Annotated in this window: 16 protein-coding genes; 4 read left to right on the top strand and 12 right to left on the bottom strand. The window is 57.8% G+C overall.

The annotated features are described in order from the left end of the window. Positions 1-29 precede the first annotated feature (29 nt). The 8 genes from zinT to L379_RS11995 all read right to left on the bottom strand — a co-directional run bounded on the left by zinT (position 30) and on the right by L379_RS11995 (position 8,038). On the bottom strand, positions 30-668 hold the full coding sequence (gene zinT / locus L379_RS11960; RefSeq protein WP_017693437.1) for a metal-binding protein ZinT: 639 nt from the start codon (positions 666-668) through the stop codon (positions 30-32). 52 nt (positions 669-720) lie between these two features. Then, on the bottom strand, positions 721-1,419 hold the full coding sequence (gene urtE / locus L379_RS11965; RefSeq protein WP_032103021.1) for an urea ABC transporter ATP-binding subunit UrtE: 699 nt from the start codon (positions 1,417-1,419) through the stop codon (positions 721-723). A gap of 9 nt (positions 1,420-1,428) precedes the next feature. Then, positions 1,429-2,226 carry an urea ABC transporter ATP-binding protein UrtD gene (gene urtD / locus L379_RS11970; RefSeq protein ID WP_032653548.1) on the bottom strand — a complete coding sequence of 266 codons (798 nt, stop codon included), beginning with the start codon at positions 2,224-2,226 and terminating at the stop codon, positions 1,429-1,431. Next, positions 2,226-3,299: an urea ABC transporter permease subunit UrtC gene (gene urtC, locus L379_RS11975; protein WP_015570542.1), complete on the bottom strand. Its 1,074-nt coding sequence runs from the start codon at positions 3,297-3,299 to the stop codon at positions 2,226-2,228. Before urtC ends, urtD begins: the two co-directional genes overlap by 1 nt. Continuing rightward, a complete protein-coding gene (gene urtB / locus L379_RS11980) occupies positions 3,299-4,873 on the bottom strand; it encodes an urea ABC transporter permease subunit UrtB (RefSeq protein ID WP_015570543.1) in 1,575 nt (524 codons plus the stop codon). The genes urtC and urtB overlap by 1 nt, the downstream gene beginning before the upstream one ends. A 22-nt stretch (positions 4,874-4,895) precedes the next feature. Then, on the bottom strand, positions 4,896-6,167 hold the full coding sequence (urtA, locus tag L379_RS11985) for an urea ABC transporter substrate-binding protein (protein ID WP_015570544.1): 1,272 nt from the start codon (positions 6,165-6,167) through the stop codon (positions 4,896-4,898). Positions 6,168-6,367: 200 nt separating this feature from the next. Beyond that, positions 6,368-7,471, bottom strand: a complete 1,104-nt coding sequence (locus L379_RS11990) for a cobalamin-independent methionine synthase II family protein (RefSeq protein WP_032653546.1) — start codon at positions 7,469-7,471, stop codon at positions 6,368-6,370. A 156-nt stretch (positions 7,472-7,627) separates the two neighbouring features. Further along, positions 7,628-8,038, bottom strand: coding sequence for a rhodanese-like domain-containing protein (locus tag L379_RS11995; protein WP_017693440.1), 411 nt, complete (start codon positions 8,036-8,038; stop codon positions 7,628-7,630). Between the two features lie 73 nt (positions 8,039-8,111). Between L379_RS11995 and ftrA the strand changes: the two genes are divergently transcribed. Continuing rightward, complete coding sequence (gene ftrA / locus L379_RS12000; RefSeq protein ID WP_032653544.1) at positions 8,112-9,110, top strand: transcriptional regulator FtrA; 999 nt, start codon at positions 8,112-8,114, stop codon at positions 9,108-9,110. A gap of 148 nt (positions 9,111-9,258) precedes the next feature. Here ftrA and L379_RS12005 read toward each other — a convergent pair whose 3' ends face one another. Continuing rightward, entirely contained in the window at positions 9,259-9,621 is a 363-nt protein-coding gene (locus tag L379_RS12005; RefSeq protein ID WP_015570547.1) for a hypothetical protein, read from the bottom strand. A 243-nt stretch (positions 9,622-9,864) separates the two neighbouring features. Here L379_RS12005 and L379_RS12010 point away from each other — a divergent pair, with 243 nt between their 5' ends. Beyond that, on the top strand, positions 9,865-10,098 hold the full coding sequence (locus L379_RS12010) for a DUF2554 family protein (protein ID WP_015570548.1): 234 nt from the start codon (positions 9,865-9,867) through the stop codon (positions 10,096-10,098). Here the strand turns inward: L379_RS12010 and L379_RS12015 are convergent. Together L379_RS12015 and L379_RS12020 are read right to left on the bottom strand one after the other, a co-directional pair. Further along, positions 10,095-12,059 carry a peptidase U32 family protein gene (locus L379_RS12015; protein WP_015570549.1) on the bottom strand — a complete coding sequence of 655 codons (1,965 nt, stop codon included), beginning with the start codon at positions 12,057-12,059 and terminating at the stop codon, positions 10,095-10,097. The two genes, L379_RS12010 and L379_RS12015, sit on opposite strands and share 4 nt — an antisense overlap. A gap of 80 nt (positions 12,060-12,139) precedes the next feature. Continuing rightward, positions 12,140-12,667: a helix-turn-helix domain-containing protein gene (locus L379_RS12020; protein WP_015570550.1), complete on the bottom strand. Its 528-nt coding sequence runs from the start codon at positions 12,665-12,667 to the stop codon at positions 12,140-12,142. A 92-nt stretch (positions 12,668-12,759) separates the two neighbouring features. Here L379_RS12020 and L379_RS12025 point away from each other — a divergent pair, with 92 nt between their 5' ends. Beyond that, a complete protein-coding gene (locus L379_RS12025) occupies positions 12,760-13,926 on the top strand; it encodes a benzoate/H(+) symporter BenE family transporter (RefSeq protein ID WP_032653541.1) in 1,167 nt (388 codons plus the stop codon). Here L379_RS12025 and L379_RS12030 read toward each other — a convergent pair. Next, positions 13,906-14,778, bottom strand: coding sequence for a helix-turn-helix domain-containing protein (locus L379_RS12030; RefSeq protein WP_032653538.1), 873 nt, complete (start codon positions 14,776-14,778; stop codon positions 13,906-13,908). The two genes, L379_RS12025 and L379_RS12030, sit on opposite strands and share 21 nt — an antisense overlap. 174 nt (positions 14,779-14,952) lie before the next feature. On the opposite strand from L379_RS12030, the gene L379_RS12035 reads away from it, so the two are divergent. Beyond that, complete coding sequence (locus tag L379_RS12035) at positions 14,953-15,849, top strand: DMT family transporter (RefSeq protein ID WP_023303719.1); 897 nt, start codon at positions 14,953-14,955, stop codon at positions 15,847-15,849. The last annotated feature ends 30 nt before the right edge of the window (positions 15,850-15,879 follow it).

The raw sequence follows: 15,879 nt of genomic DNA, 5'->3' as shown, positions 1-15,879 counted from the left end.
CGAAGCCGTCACCCGGCAAAACCAACACCCTAGTGGTGCAACATCTCCTCCACCACCTGCTCTTTGTACATCTCATTCGGGTAGTAGGTCGGCCAGTTATCCATCTCTTTCAGCAGCGCCTCGTGGGAGGTGTTGCCCATAAAGATATGGAAGTGTGAAGAGGCTTTCGGCCCGATGATATGGTCGCTGAACTGCACAAACTTAGGCGCCTGGCTCGCGTTATCCTTGCATTCAAACAGGTAGCGCACGCCTTTTTTCCCCGACGCATAGGTCAGAATTTTGTAGCCGCTGTAGTCGTAGCGGCAGCTGCTCACCGTTTTGCCTCGGTGGAATTCCATCACGTTGTTTTCAATGCCGATGGCGTCCACGTCCGTCGCGTACCCCTTACGGTAGTAGGCCTTCACCTCGGCAGCGGATTTTTCTCCCTTCTGCGCTTTCTTTTCGAAAACCGGATCCAGCGAACCATCAAGCAGGAACGGATAAACGGACTGCCAGGTCCCGTCCCAGTCAGACAGCTTCCTGTCCCTGACGTCTTTATCCTCAAAGACGCCGTTTGCCGCCTTCTGTTCCGCCTCTGTCATCTGATGACCGTGCGAATGGGCAAAAAGCGAGCCGCTTACCAGCAGCGTTCCCAGAGTCAGCGCAATTTTTGCAAGTTGTGCAGCCACAGCAAAATCCTCATTCCGTTTTATAAGAATGAGGATGTTATATTATAACATTTCAGATCGCAACCAGCCCGCGAACGCCCTCCTGCTCCATGTTCTCCCCGCGCCCCTGCTGGACGATGCTGCCGCGCGACATCACCAGATAGCTGTCGGCCAGCTCTGCCGCAAAATCATAAAACTGCTCCACCAGCAGGATGGCCATATCCCCCCGGTTCGCCAGGCTGCGGATCACCTGCCCAATCTCTTTAATCACCGACGGCTGAATACCTTCCGTGGGTTCATCCAGAATCAGTAACCGTGGACGGCTCGCCAGCGCGCGACCTATCGCCAGCTGCTGCTGCTGACCACCGGAAAGATCGCCTCCGCGTCGGTGCTTCATCTCCTTCAGCACCGGGAAAAGCTGCCAAATCTCCTCCGGTACGCTCCTTGCGTTTCCCGCGGAGAAGCGTGACAGCCCCATCAGCAGGTTTTCTTCTACGGTCAGACGCGGAAAAATCTCCCGCCCCTGCGGAACATAGGCCACGCCGGACTGCACCCGCTGGTGCGGTTTACTGTGAGTGATGCTCTTTCCCTGCCAGACCACCTCCCCGCCTTTCACCGGGATCAGCCCCATCAGGCACCTCAGCAGCGTGGTTTTGCCCACCCCGTTGCGCCCCAGCAGGCAGGTAACTTCCCCGACGACCGCCTCAAAGCTCACCCCGCGCAGAATATGACTTCCGCCGTAGTACTGATTCAGTTCGCTAACCTGTAACATCACCTCTCCTTAACGTCCCAGATAGACGTCAATTACCTGTTCATTGGCCTGTACCTCGCGAAGCGAACCTTCCGCCAGTACCCGCCCCTGATGCAGCACCGTGACGTTGTCGGCGATGGTCTCGACGAAACCCATATCGTGCTCAACCACCATCAGCGAATGCTTGCCTGCCAGGGTGCGGAACAGCTCGGCAGTGTATTCCGTCTCTGCGTCGGTCATACCGGCGGCGGGTTCGTCCAGCAGTAACAGGTGCGGGTCCTGCACCAGCAGCATGCCGATCTCCAGAAACTGCTTCTGTCCGTGGGAAAGCAGCCCGGCACGGCGATCGCGCTCGCTGCCAAGCCGCAGCAAAACCAGCATCTCATCAATGCGGTCGCGCTGCTCGCCGCTGAGCGTGGCCCGCAGGCTCGCCCAGACGGACCTGTCGGCTTTCATGGCGATTTCGAGGTTTTCCCCTACGGTCAGCGCTTCAAACACGGTCGGCTTCTGGAACTTACGGCCAATGCCCTGACGGGCGATGGCCGCCGGTTCCAGGGCAGTCAGATCGATGGACTGATCGTAAATAGCTTTCCCGCTTTTTGGCCGGGTTTTGCCGGTAATCACGTCCATCAGCGTGGTTTTACCGGCGCCATTAGGGCCAATGATGCAGCGCAATTCTCCGACGCCGATGTTCAGCGAGAGATCGGTCAACGCCTGAAAACCGTCGAAACTGACGTTAATGGCCTCGAGCTGCAACACCGGATCGGTCTGCTCGCGGTAACGGTCGCCCGGTAGCTGGCGGGTAAAGAGTCCTTCAGAGGGCTGCATTAATTCTCTCCCTTACGAAACAGACCGAACACGCCGCGCGGTAAAAACAGCGTCACGGCGATGAAAATCAGCCCCAGAAACAGCTGCCAGTACTCCGGCATCGCCACGGTGAAAAAGCTCTTCGCACCGTTGACCAGCGCCGCGCCAATCACCGGGCCCACCAGAGTGCCGCGTCCACCCAGCGCTACCCAGATGGCCGCTTCAATCGAGTTGGTCGGCGACATTTCACCCGGGTTGATAATGCCCACCTGCGGAACGTACAGCGCTCCCGCCAGGCCACACAGCACGGCGGAAAGCGTCCAGACCAGCAGCTTGAAACCGCGCGGATCGTAGCCGCAGAACGTGAGACGGTTTTCCGCATCGCGCACCGCCGTTAAAATGCGGCCAAATTTACTCTTCGCCAGCGCATAGCCTGTACCCAGGGCCAGAAGCAGCAGCACGACCGTTGCGAGAAACAGCGCGATCCGCGTGGTGGTCGCCGTGACGGAAAATCCGAGCAGCGTGGTAAAGCCGGTAAAGCCGTTATTGCCGCCAAAGCCGGTTTCGTTGCGAAAGAACAGCAGCATGCCCGCGTAGGTCAGCGCCTGGGTCATGATGGAGAAATAGACCCCTTTGATCTTCGAGCGAAAAGCAAACCAGCCGAAGACCAGCGCCAGCAGGCCGGGGATCGTCACAATTAACACCAGAGCCCATGCAAAATGCTGCGTTCCCCACCAGAACCAGGGCAGCTCGCTCCACGAGAGAAACGACATAAACGCGGGCAGCCCGTCCCCGGCCGCCTGACGCATCAGGTACATGCCCATCGCATAGCCGCCCAGGGCGAAGAATATGCCGTGCCCCAGTGAGAGCATACCGGCATAGCCCCAGACCAGATCGAGGGCCACGGCGACAACTGCGTAGCAGAGGATCTTGCCGATGAGCGTCAACATCCACGTAGAAACGGCCAGCGGATGCGTTGCGGGCAACAGCGCGAGAAAAGGCAGCACCAGCAGCGCCGCAACCAGCAGACTGCCGAAGATTTGCGTGGAGCGCGGTGCCCTGCGCGCCAGTGTTAAGGTCAATGGCTGGCTCATCAGTCTGTCACCCTCCCTTTAAGTGCGAATAACCCCTGCGGACGTTTCTGAATAAACAGAATGATCGCCACCAGAATCAGGATTTTGCCCAGCACGGCGCCCATCTGCGGTTCAAGAATTTTATTGAAGATCCCCAGACCAAAGGCCGCCGCGACGCTACCGGCCAGCTGGCCGACGCCGCCGAGCACCACCACCAGGAACGAATCAATGATGTATCCCTGGCCCAGCTCCGGTCCCACGTTCCCCAGTTGGGACAATGCCACGCCGCCCAGCCCGGCAATGCCGGACCCGAGGCCAAACGCCAGCATATCTACCCGTCCGGTGGGGACGCCGCAGCAGGCCGCCATGCTGCGGTTTTGCGTCACCGCCCGCACGTTCAGCCCCAGACGCGTTTTATTCAGAATGAGCCAGGTGAAGAACAGCACCATCAGCACAAACCCGAGCACCACAATACGGTTCCACGGCAGCGTCAGGTTGGCGAAAACCTGCACCCCGCCGGACAGCCAGGCCGGGTTTGCGACCTCAAGGTTCTGGGCGCCAAAGGTCATGCGCACCAGCTGGATAAGCATCAGGCTGATCCCCCAGGTGGCGAGCAGGGTTTCCAGCGGGCGGCCATACAGATGGCGGATCACCGTGCGCTCCAGCACCATCCCGATACCTGCCGTCAGGCAAAACGCCACCGGCAGCGCCACCACCGGATAAAGCGCCAGCCACTGAGGCATCCACTGTGCCATAACCTGCTGCACCATCCAGGTGGCATACGCCCCGAGCATCAGCATTTCGCCGTGGGCCATGTTAATCACCCCCAGCAGACCATAGGTGATAGCCAGCCCGAGCGCGGCCAGCAAGAGTACCGATCCCAACGACAGGCCCATGAAGGCCTGCCCCAGCAGTTCGCCCCACATCAGCCGGTGCTGAATACGGTCCAGGCTCTCAGCGGCGGCGGCACGTACCCGTGCGTCCGGCTCGGTTTGCGCCCGGGTAAACGGCGTCAGCGTGGCCTGAACGTCCGGATCGTCAGACTGTCCCAACAGTTCAACCGCGTTGAGGCGCGTTTCCGCCTGCGGACTCGCCAGCTGAAGATTTGCCAGCGCCAGCCTCAGCGACTGTCGGGTGACGTCATCCGTTTCGCGGTTAGCCCGCTGTTGCAGAAACCCGAGCATATCCGGCTGGGCGTCACGCTGAAGTTGCCGCGCGGCATGACGCCTTTCGGTGACACTGTCACTGACAAGCTGATGCGTCGCCAGCGCCGTGACGGTTAACACGCGCAGCCGGTTGGTCAGCCGCACGGCTTTGGTCGTTCCTTCGGCGCTCTTTGCCGCGCCCAGGGCAACCATTTCGCCGTCGATGCGGGTAAAAGCCTTCTTCTGGCTGTCGGTGTAGAGGTTCTCCTGTTGCAGCGCTTTAAGCAGCGGCAAACGTGCAGGTTCCGGCGTGGCTGCCCAGCGGGTCAGCATAGCGGTCTGCTGGCTGCGGCTAGCGGCAACGAAATCATCGGCATCCGATGCCTGCACCATCCCTGGCAGCAGTCCGGTAAGCCACACAATCGCAATAATTATGCGCATGGCGTTCATGACGTCTCTCCCTGGTGGTGGCTTAGTTGCTGGCGGTTTTCATCGGCTGGTCAGGTTTTTTGTCATTCCCGGCGATAAACGGGCTCCACGGCTGAGCGCGTACCGGCTGTTCGGTTTGCCAGACGACATTGAACTGGCCGTTGCCTTCGATTTCACCAATCATGACGGGCTTATGCAGGTGGTGGTTGGTGGCATCCATGGTCAGCGTAAAGCCGGACGGCGCGTTGAACGACTGGCCCGCCATTGCCGCGCGCACTTTGTCCACGTCGGTTGTCCCCGCTTTTTCAACCGCCTGCGCCCACATATGCAGGCCGACATAGGTCGCTTCCATCGGATCGTTGGTGACGACGGTATCGGCATTCGGCAGCTTATGGGCTTTCGCGTAGGCTTTGTAGGCCGCGACAAAGGTCTGGTTGGTCGGGTTATCGACGGATTCAAAGTAGTTCCACGCCGCCAGGTTACCCACCAGCGGTTTGGTATCAATGCCGCGCAGTTCCTCCTCGCCCACCGAGAACGCCACCACCGGCACGTCCGTGGCTTTCAGCCCCTGGTTCGCCAGCTCTTTATAGAAAGGCACGTTGGAATCACCGTTGATGGTGGAGACCACTGCCGTTTTACCGCCCGCGGAGAATTTCTTGATACTGGCGACGATGGTCTGGTAATCGCTATGACCAAACGGGGTGTAGACCTCTTCAATATCTTTATCTTCCACGCCTTTCGAGTGCAGGAAGGCGCGGAGGATCTTGTTCGTGGTGCGCGGGTAAACGTAGTCCGTTCCCAGCAGGAAGAAGCGTTTCGCGCTGCCGCCGTCCTCGCTCATCAGGTACTCCACCGCCGGGATCGCCTGCTGGTTAGGCGCCGCGCCGGTATAGAAGACGTTAGGTGACATCTCTTCACCTTCATACTGCACCGGATAGAACAGCAAACCGTTCAGCTCCTCAAAAACCGGCAGAACTGATTTACGCGATACGGAGGTCCAGCAGCCAAACACCACGGCGACCTTATCCTGGCTCAGAAGCTGGCGGGCCTTTTCGGCAAACAGCGGCCAGTTGGATGCCGGGTCAACCACCACCGGCTCCAGCTTTTTCCCGAGCACGCCGCCTTTGGCGTTGATTTCGTCGATGGTCATCAGGGCGACATCTTTCAGGGGCGTTTCTGAAATGGCCATCGTGCCGGAGAGTGAGTGCATGATCCCGACTTTAATGGTCTCTGCGGCCTGGACGCCAAAACTGACCCCCATGGCGACCACGGAGGCGGACAAGGCGAACGCTTTTATAAAGGTACGACGGTGCATATTTTCACTCCTGAAAAAGAAAGCTGTGCGAAGACGTCCGTTACCGCCCGGACGCAGAAAAAGTAACGTCAGTTTCAGGAGAGCAAAAAGGGTGCCAGGTTGCAGAGGCAGGATTTAAACGGGTTCGAAGAGAGGATCTACGGGAAACGACTCAGAATGGTACAGCGCTGCACTGTAATAATGCAGCGCTGTGAACGATGTTACCAGACGTCGCTGGCGATTTGCGTCACCAGGCGAACTTTATCCCACTGCTGGGCTTCGCTCAGGCTGTTACCCTCTTCCGTGGAGGCAAATCCGCACTGTGGGCTGAGGCAAATCTGCTCTTTCGCCACGTAGCGCGCGGCCTCTTCCAGACGCGCTTTCACCCCTTCCGGGTTCTCCAGTTCACCGTGCTTGGTGGTGATTAGCCCCAGAACCACCTGCTGTTTACCCGGGCGCACAAAACGCAGTGGCGCAAAGTCGCCGCTACGGTCGTTGTCGTACTCCAGGAAGAACGCGTCGACGTTCACCGTACCGAACAGCACCTCCGCCACCGGCTCATAGCCGCCTTCGGAAATCCAGGTTGAGCGGAAGTTGCCGCGGCAGACGTGTAGCCCGATGGTCAGATCGTCCGGTTTGCCCTCCAGCGCCTTATTCAGCACCCGGGCATAGATTCGGGCAAGTTCGTCTGCATCATCACCGCGCTCGCGGATCTGCCGGCGCTGGTCTTCTGAACAAAGGTAGGCCCAGACGGTATCATCCAGTTGCAGATAGCGGCAGCCTGCATCGTAAAAGGCCCGAATGGCATCGCGCCAGGTGGTCGCCAGATCGTCAAAATAATCTTTCAGATCCGGGTAGACCGTGGCATCAATATCCTTGCGGCCACCGCGGAAGTGCAGCACGCTCGGGCTCGGAATAGTCATCTTCGGCTGTGCGTTACCGCTGATGCTTTTGAGGTAGCGGAAATCTTCCAGCATAGGATGATCGCCGAAGCCCAGTTTGCCCGTTACGCGCACGCCATGGGCTTTGGTCTGCACCCCGTTGAACTGAATGCCCTGCTGCGAATCATAACGCTCTACGCCCTGTAGCCCGTCAAAGAAGTCAAAGTGCCACCAGGCGCGGCGGAATTCACCGTCCGTTACCACATGCAGACCGCAGGCGCACTGCTGCTCGACAACATGGCGAATGGCCTCGTCCTCAACCGCGCGAAGCTGACCGGCATCGATCTCACCGCTGGCAAATTGCAGACGGGCCTGTTTAACAGAATCCGGGCGTAAAAAACTGCCGACTACATCGGCGCGGTACGGGGCGTGGTGTCGCTGCATGGAAATCTCCTCTGTCTGTCGGCGTTAATTGCCCACAGTGATAATTCATCTCTTGAATCTTTAGACTTCTGGATGTCTAAACGTCCTGAAAAGATGTCATACCGGCTCGCCGCCGACAAACGAGAAAATTTCATCTGTGTTGAAATAAATTCATGTTCACAGGGCGGGTGATGAAGATCCTGCAAACGCGAACCGCTCATCTTCCCAGCCGGTGATGCCCCCGAGCATAATCTTGACCGGCAGACCCAGACGCGCCAGCTTCAGCGCCGCCCTGTCCGCCCCGTTGCAGTGCGGGCCTGCACAATAGACGACAAACAGCGTGCCCTCTGGCCACGCTTTCATCCGCTCGGCGGTGATCTGGCTCCAGGGTAAATGCAGCGCGCCGGGCAGATGCCGCCGGGCAAAATGTTCAGGTTTTCCGACAACGTGCAGCAGAACAAAGTCCTGCTCACCGCTGGATACCGCGTGATGGACATCGGCGCAGTCCGTCTCGACGCTCAGACGACGCCGAAAATGCCCCACGGCTTCCTGCGGCTCAGCAGCCGGAAATTCAGTAACATAGCTCATGAATCTTCCTCATTTGTGGTGTTTGTGTTAACACTACTTTATCCCTTAATTCAGCCCATGAATGCGTCCGCCTATGCCAGAAAACAGCAAAAAGATGACAAACTTAAGACATCCCTCGCCGCGCGCGGTCGTGCTGGCATATGACGGTTTATGTACCTTTGAGTTTGGCGTGGCGGTAGAGATCTTTGGCTTGCCGCGCCCGGAGATGGGCGAGGACTGGTATCAGTTCGCCGTGGCGAGCGTGGATGACGGCGAGCTCCGGGCAACGGGCGGGATCCGTATTCTGGCCGATGGCGATCTGCGTCTGCTGGAGACGGCGGATCTGGTTGTCGTACCCGGCTGGCGAGGGCTGGACGAACCCGTACCCGACGCGCTCTGCCAGGCGCTCCGCGCGGCGCATGCCCGCGGCTGCCAGCTACTCTCAATCTGTTCTGGCGTTTTCGTTCTGGCAGCCTCAGGCCTGCTTGACGGGCGGAAGGCAACCACCCACTGGCGCTACACGCAAGCTCTGAAAGCACGCTATCCCGCTATCACCGTGGTTGAGGATGTGCTGTACCAGGATGAAGGCGATATTCTCACTTCCGCAGGCAGCGCCGCGGGGATTGATCTGTGCCTGCACGTGGTGCGCCGGAATTACGGTATTGAAGCGGCAAACCGCGTGGCGCGTCGGCTGGTGATCCCGCCCCATCGGGACGGCTCGCAAACCCAGCAGCTTAGCCGACCGGTGGCTCAGTTGCGGGAGAGCCAGCGCCTGGGCCAGCTGTTTGATTATCTTCACCAGCATCTGGCCGTTTCCCATACCGTCGAATCGCTGGCCCTGCGGGTGGGTATGAGTCAGCGCACCTTTCTGCGCCGTTTCCAGGACGCGACCGGAACAACGCCCGCGCGCTGGTTATTAACTGCACGATTGCAGCGGGCAAAAGATTACCTCGAAAACAGTCGGCTCAGCATCGACAATATTGCGGAACAAACCGGTTTTGGACAAAGCGGCACGCTGCGCCACCATTTCCGGCAGCAATTTGCGCTTTCGCCCGCGCAATATCGCAAACAATTTTCACAGCCGGTACGATAAACGGGCAAAAAAAAACCGCCATAATCTGGCGGTAAATGCTTGCATGGATAGATTTGTATTTTGGTATCTACGCTCCGGTATTCCATACCGGGATGTGGATCATCTGCAATCTACCACTGTGAGCCTCAACGAAGCATAAACGAATCGATTAACCCGCTTTGGTATTAATTTGCAGATAACGCATCAGCCCCTGCTCTGCACTCTGGCGGGCATCATCATTAATCGCTTCGAGATAAAACGCACGAGAGACCCCATACGGCGCCTGCTCGGATGGGTAAACGGCGAACTGGAAGGTTTTGCCCCTCGCCTTATTGGTACAGCCCAGCTCCCAGCGATCTTCACTTACCTGGGTGCTATTACATTCGACACGTCCGTAATCGCTGGTTAAATACGATCCGACACGGCTTTTTGCTGACTGAATATATTCTGGTTCTTCATTTGAATAGATGCTGGCCGCAGCACCCACCGCAACCACTACGCCCAGAAGTGATAGCACGATTATTTTTTTCATTTATTCGATCCAATCCTTAGCCAGAAAAATCTTATTGTAAATGATTTCCCAATAAATCTAGCTTCTCTTTGCATACCAGAAATGGGAGTTTACAACGGCGATATTGCTTTTAAGAATAGTCTTAAGTGAGTTTTATTGCGACCACAATTTTTGACAGACTATTTTCTCAAATTTAAACAGTCGAATAATTACTCTATGAAATTATCCCTACGATGACCGTAGCGTATTTTCAGGGGATAAAGGATGTTCAGAAAAGAATTTTCGCTACTGCTGGTGATTAGCGCCCTGTTCTCAGGGCAGATTATGGCGGAGCACAAAGGGCATGAATTTGTGTATGTGAAAAACGCCGACCATCAGCTTCGTCATGAAGCTGACAGCGACGAGTTACGCAGCGCGGCTGAGGAGTCTGCGGAGGGGTTGCGCGAGCACCATGCCTGGCAGAAATCGCGCAAACCGGATACCCACTCTGCGGGTTAGCTGCCTTTACGCTTCGGCAGGGTCTTCATCAAATCGTCAGGGCTGACGGAGGCCACAATGCTTCCCGGCGGCGGCATTTTGAAGATGTGATTCTTCATCTTGCCGATAACGTGCATTTCACACGGACGGCAGTCAAATTTCAGCGTCAGCACTTCATCGCCATTCACCAGCTGCATCGGCGTCGCTTTCCAGCTTTTAATATTGCCTTTCGCCTGTTTCGGACAAAGGTTAAAGGCAAACCGCAGGCAGTGTTTGGTGATCATCACCGGCACATCGCCCTTCTCTTCATGCGCTTCATACGCGGCGTCAATCAGCTGCACGCCGTGACGATGGTAAAACGCACGCGCTTTGTGGTTGTAAACGTTCGCGAGGAACGAGAGATGCGTGTCCGGGTAGACCGGCGCAGGCACCGTTTCGGCCTTACGGCTGCCGCGCGGATAGTTTGCCAGACGTGCTTCATCCAGCATCTCTGCCGTTTCACGGCGGAACTGGTTCAGCAGGCTGTTCGGCACGAACAGCGCGTCCGGCAGATTCACCTCAATATTGCGCGCGTAATAAATGGTCTGCCCCAGCTTCGCCACGCCATCCTTGAGGTTGCTAAGCGCTTTCTCCGCATTGTTCGCCACCTCGAACAGGCCGTCGAGCGTATGCGTCACGCTGATGCCGTCTTCGCAGGTCATGGTCAGGATCAGCTGCTCTTCCCAGCCCCCCAGCGCGATATCCACCGCAATGCGGCGCTCGCTGGAGGTCTTGAGCAAGGCCTGCTGCCAGTTGTGATCCAGGTTACGGTTAAGCGCCGCATTAGGACGGGCTTTGTAGAGATCGGCAGGCATTTCGTTCGGCCAGACGCGATAGCGATTTTCGCCGGTTTTCTCCACCGTATTGGCGCGGAAACCCACTACTTCACGTTTGATCATCACGTTGAGACCATCGCCGTTCGCCAGCGGCTCTGTAACCTGAACGTCAAGATGATCTTTCGCCACTTTCAGCACTTCACCCACCGGTAAACCGATAAACTTCGGTGAATCGAACGCGCCAATATCCCCTTTACGGGCATTCACGAAATAGTCCGTGCTGCCGCGGTGGAAGGTCTTGTCCGTCGACGGAATAAAGAAATGCTCTGTACGACCGGCGGACGCGCGCGCCAGGTCACCGCGATCGTCGATGATGGCATCCAGCATCTGACGATAATGGGCGGTGATATTTTTCACGTAGCTCATGTCCTTGTAGCGCCCTTCAATTTTGAAGGAGCGTACACCGGCATCGATCAGCGCGCCGAGGTTGGCCGTCTGATCGTTATCTTTCATCGACAGCAGGTGTTTTTCGAATGCCACCACGCGGCCCTGATCGTCTTTCAGGGTATAAGGCAGACGGCAGGCCTGAGAGCAGTCGCCCCGGTTCGCGCTGCGCCCCGTCTGGGCGTGAGAGATATTACACTGCCCGGAATACGCCACACACAGCGCACCGTGGATAAAGAATTCAATGGTCGCGTCGGTCGCCTGGTGGATATCGCGGATCTGGTTCAGGTTCAGCTCGCGCGCCAGAACAATCTGCGTAAACCCGACGTCCGAAAGAAACTTCGCCTTCTCAACGGTGCGGATATCGCACTGGGTGCTGGCATGCAGCTCAATCGGCGGGATATCCAGTTCCAGAACGCCCATATCCTGAACGATCAGGGCGTCAACGCCGGTCTGGTAGAGATCGGTAATAAGACGCTGCGCGGGCTCAAGCTCATCATCATGAAGAATGGTGTTCAGGGTCACGAACACCTTCGCCCCGAAACGGTGGGCGAACGGGACCAGCTCGGCAATGTCGCGCAGGCTGTTGCTGGCGTTATGACGGGCACCGAAGCCAGGGCCGCCAATGTAGACGGCATCTGCTCCGTGAAGAATGGCTTCACGGGCAATGGCGGCGTCGCGGGCCGGGCTTAGCAGTTCAAGATGATGGGAGTGCAGGCGCATACTTCGTCGTTATCCGTTATGGTCAAAATGGCGGCTATTGTAGTCAGAAGTCTGTGCCAGTGAAACCGTTTTGCGACGCTTTAGCGGGGATAATGGATCAGAGAGTGAAAATGCACCGTCCGGGCGCTGCTGTTGCGGTACGCGTGCGGTTTATCGCCGGCAAAACGCACGCCGGAATCAGCGTATAGCGTGCGCCAGACACCGTCAATCTGCATATCCAGCTCACCGCTTATCACCACCACGTGCTCGATCACCCCGGCTTCGTGCGGCGTGGACTCACTCAGCGCGCCGGGCGAGAGAGTAATGGAGAAATGGTCGAACTTAAGCTGCTCATCCCAGGGGAAAAGCGGTTTCACCACCATCGCCTGCTGCTGCGGATCGAACACCGCCTGCGGTTCGCTTTCTGGAGTGATAAACGCCGAAAAAGGTACGTTCAGCCCGGTGGCGATTTTCCACAAGGTAGAGACCGTCGGGCTGGACTCATTGCGTTCGATTTGCCCGAGCATCGCTTTCGACACGCCCGTCTCTTCCGCCAGTTTCGACAGGCTCCAGCCCCGCGCCTGACGCAGCGCTTTCAGTGTGGTTGCCAGGTGTTGAGTGATATCCATAGTTCCTCCCGTTGCGGCAAAGCATACCACTTGTACGCTATAGCGCACAGTGATACCTTATCCCGGACGTTATAACGCACAACGGAGTTTCCATGCGATCGACTGCCTCTCTCTTTCCTGCCGTGCTGGCCGGTTTTGTTGCCGTGCTGGTGGGCTATGCCAGCTCTGCCGCCATCATCTGGCAGGCGGCTGCGGCGGCTGGCGCCAGTACACAGCAAATCGCCGGATGGATGACCGCGCTGGGGCTCGGGATGGGGATCAGCACGCTGGCATTGTCGTGGTGGTATAAAGCCCCGGTGCTGACCGCCTGGTCGACTCCCGGCGCGGCGCTGCTCGCCACCAGCCTGCAAGGCGTGACGCTGGCGGAAACCGTCGGGGTATTTATATTCGCGAATGCGCTGATTCTGCTGTGCGGCGTCACCGGCCTGTTTGCCCGGTTGATGAAACTGATCCCGCACTCGCTTGCCGCCGCTATGCTGGCGGGCGTGCTGCTACAGTTTGGCCTGAAGGCATTCAGCAATCTTGAGGGACACATTTTTCTTTGCGGCAGTATGCTGGCCGCCTGGCTGGTGACCAAAGCCGTAGCGCCCCGGTACGCCATTGTCGCCACGCTGCTGGTGGGCGTGTTCGTGGCATGGGCCGGAGGTGACGTTGTCACGAACAGGATGACGTTATCAGTCATCATGCCGGAATTCATTGCCCCTGCGTTCACCTTCACCAGCCTGATCAGTATCGGCTTACCCTTCTTCCTGGTGACCATGGCGTCGCAGAATGCGCCCGGCTTCGCCACCATGCAGGCATCGGGCTATCCGCTGGCGGTCTCACCGCTGATCGTTGCCACCGGCGGGCTGGCACTGCTGTTGTCCCCCTTCGGCGTTTATTCTATATGCATCGCCGCCATCACTGCCGCCATCTGCCAGAGCCCGGACGCCCATCCGGATGCCAGTAAACGCTGGCTGGCCGCGGCGGCGGCAGGCGGGTTTTATCTGCTGGCGGGGGTGTTCGGCGGGTCGATTTCCGGGCTGATGGCCGCCCTGCCGCTGAGCGGCATCCAGACGCTGGCCGGGCTGGCCCTGCTTGGCACTATCAGCGGGAGTTTGTATCAGGCACTGAACCATGAAGCAGAACGCGACGCGACGATCGTTACCTTCCTGATGACCGCCAGCGGCGTCACGCTCCTGGGAATTGGCTCCGCCTTCTGGGGGCTGGTGCTGGGAGGGATCTGTTACGCCGTCTTCTCACGCCTTCGCCGCGCGTAGCTGTGACGGCGTGATGCCGGTCATGCTGCGAAAACGGTTACTGAAATGGCTGGCGGAGTTAAATCCGCAGGCCAGCGCGATGTCGGTGAGCGGCGTGGTCGTGTGCTGTACCAGCGCTTTGGCCTTCTCCATGCGGCGCTGCATAACGTACTGATGCGGCGCCAGCCCCATCGACTGGCGGAACATCCGCGCGAAGTGATACTCACTGAGTGCGGCCTGGCCCGCCAGTTCCGCCAGGGTTAAGGGTTGTGCAAGGTTTTCCTCGATAAAGGCCAGCACGTTGCGCAGTACAAACGGTGATAACCCGCCGGTCACTACCGGCAGCTTCCACTGTACGCTGGAATAGTGCTGGACCAAATGCGTCAGCAATAAGGTCGACGCGGTGCTCAGGGTGAGCTGATTGGCGTTTTGCTGCCAGTCGCAGCCGAGCAAAAACTGGCGATAAAGGGCGGTGATTTTCGGATCGCTGCCGAAGATTTTTTCCTCCAGCGTCAGCGATAGCGGTCGTTTATCCCAGATTTTCTCCCCCACGTCCCGCAGGTGTTCATCGGTGCAGTAGAGGTGCACAAACGACAGGTCGTCACGAATATCCCACGTGGATTCGCTCTCTTCCGGCATCAGACAAAAACGGTCCGGCCCGCCGCCATTTTTCCAGCCACCCGGCGTTTTTTGATAGCTTTCATAGCCATCCGCCACGTACAGGCTAAGGGTGTGATGGTTGCTTTTCACCGTGATTGTGTCGTGCTTGTTGTACCACGCCGCCAGTTGAATGCCAGTATTGAGCGCGACGGTTCCCCGCAGCACTGCATTTTGTTGGCGTAACGTTTCAAAGGTGTCGTAAACGAGAGACATGGCCGTAAACAGGTGATTAATCAGACTGTCAGTCTAAGAAGTGTTGCAGCCTGTTACCAGCCATTGTGCGAGAAAAAAGCGCAAGAATTTGCAAGTCCGGCGCAAGGCGATGAAAGCCGGCCCCCCCTTCTTTCGCCACACTGTCGTTTTTCGCGGTATGAGAAGAGAGACACCATGAACGCATTACTATATGGGCTGGTCGTTGTTATCTGGGGCACGACCTGGATCGCCATTTTTTTACAACAGGGGCCGGTTGCAGCGCCGGTCTCCATTTTCTGGCGCTTCGCCGTGGCCAGCGCCACGATGATGATCGTCCTGGTCGCCCTTCGCCGTCTGCGCAGGCTGGCGCTGCGGGATCATCTCTACTGCATGCTTCAGGGCTGCTGCGTTTTCTGTTTCAACTTCTGGTGCTTTTACACCGCCGCCGCCCATATCAATACCGGCCTTGAGTCGGTGATTTTCTCGATGGCCGTGCTGTATAACGCCATCAACAGCTTTATCTTCTTCGGCCAGCGCCCACCCGCACGCTTCTGGACGGCGGCAGCGCTGGGGCTTATCGGGATCATTACCCTTTTCTGGAACGATCTGCTCGCCAGCGGCTGGAGCGCGTCGTTGCTTACGGGCATCGGGCTTTCCGCCCTCGGCACCTACGGCTTCTCGCTGGGGAATATGATCAGCATGCGTCATCAGCGAAACGGGCTGGAAACTATGACCACCAACGCCTGGGCGATGCTGTACGGCACCGTCGTGATGGGCCTTATCGCGCTCTTCAGGGGCGATAGCTTTATGCCGGAATGGACGGTGAGCTATATGGGGGCGCTGCTCTATCTTGCGCTGTTTGGCTCGGTGATTGCCTTCGGCGCCTACTTTACGCTGGTAGGCCGCATTGGTCCCGGTAAAGCCGCGTACAGCACCCTGCTGTTCCCGCTGGTGGCGCTGTCGATTTCAACGGTGTACGAGGGTTACGTGTGGCATCTCAATGGGATCGTCGGCCTGCTGTTGATTCTGGGGGGAAATATGGTGATGTTTACGAAGCCGGAAACCTGGTTCCGCCGCCTGCGGACGGCATAAAAAAACGGCCTGCGAAAATGCAGGCCATTT

The organism is Enterobacter sp. MGH 33 (assembly GCF_000534535.1).
In the GTDB taxonomy this organism is placed as follows: domain Bacteria; phylum Pseudomonadota; class Gammaproteobacteria; order Enterobacterales; family Enterobacteriaceae; genus Enterobacter; species Enterobacter hormaechei_C.
Note: the sequence above shows the minus strand (reverse complement) of the source record. Positions and strands in the feature narration are given on the sequence as shown.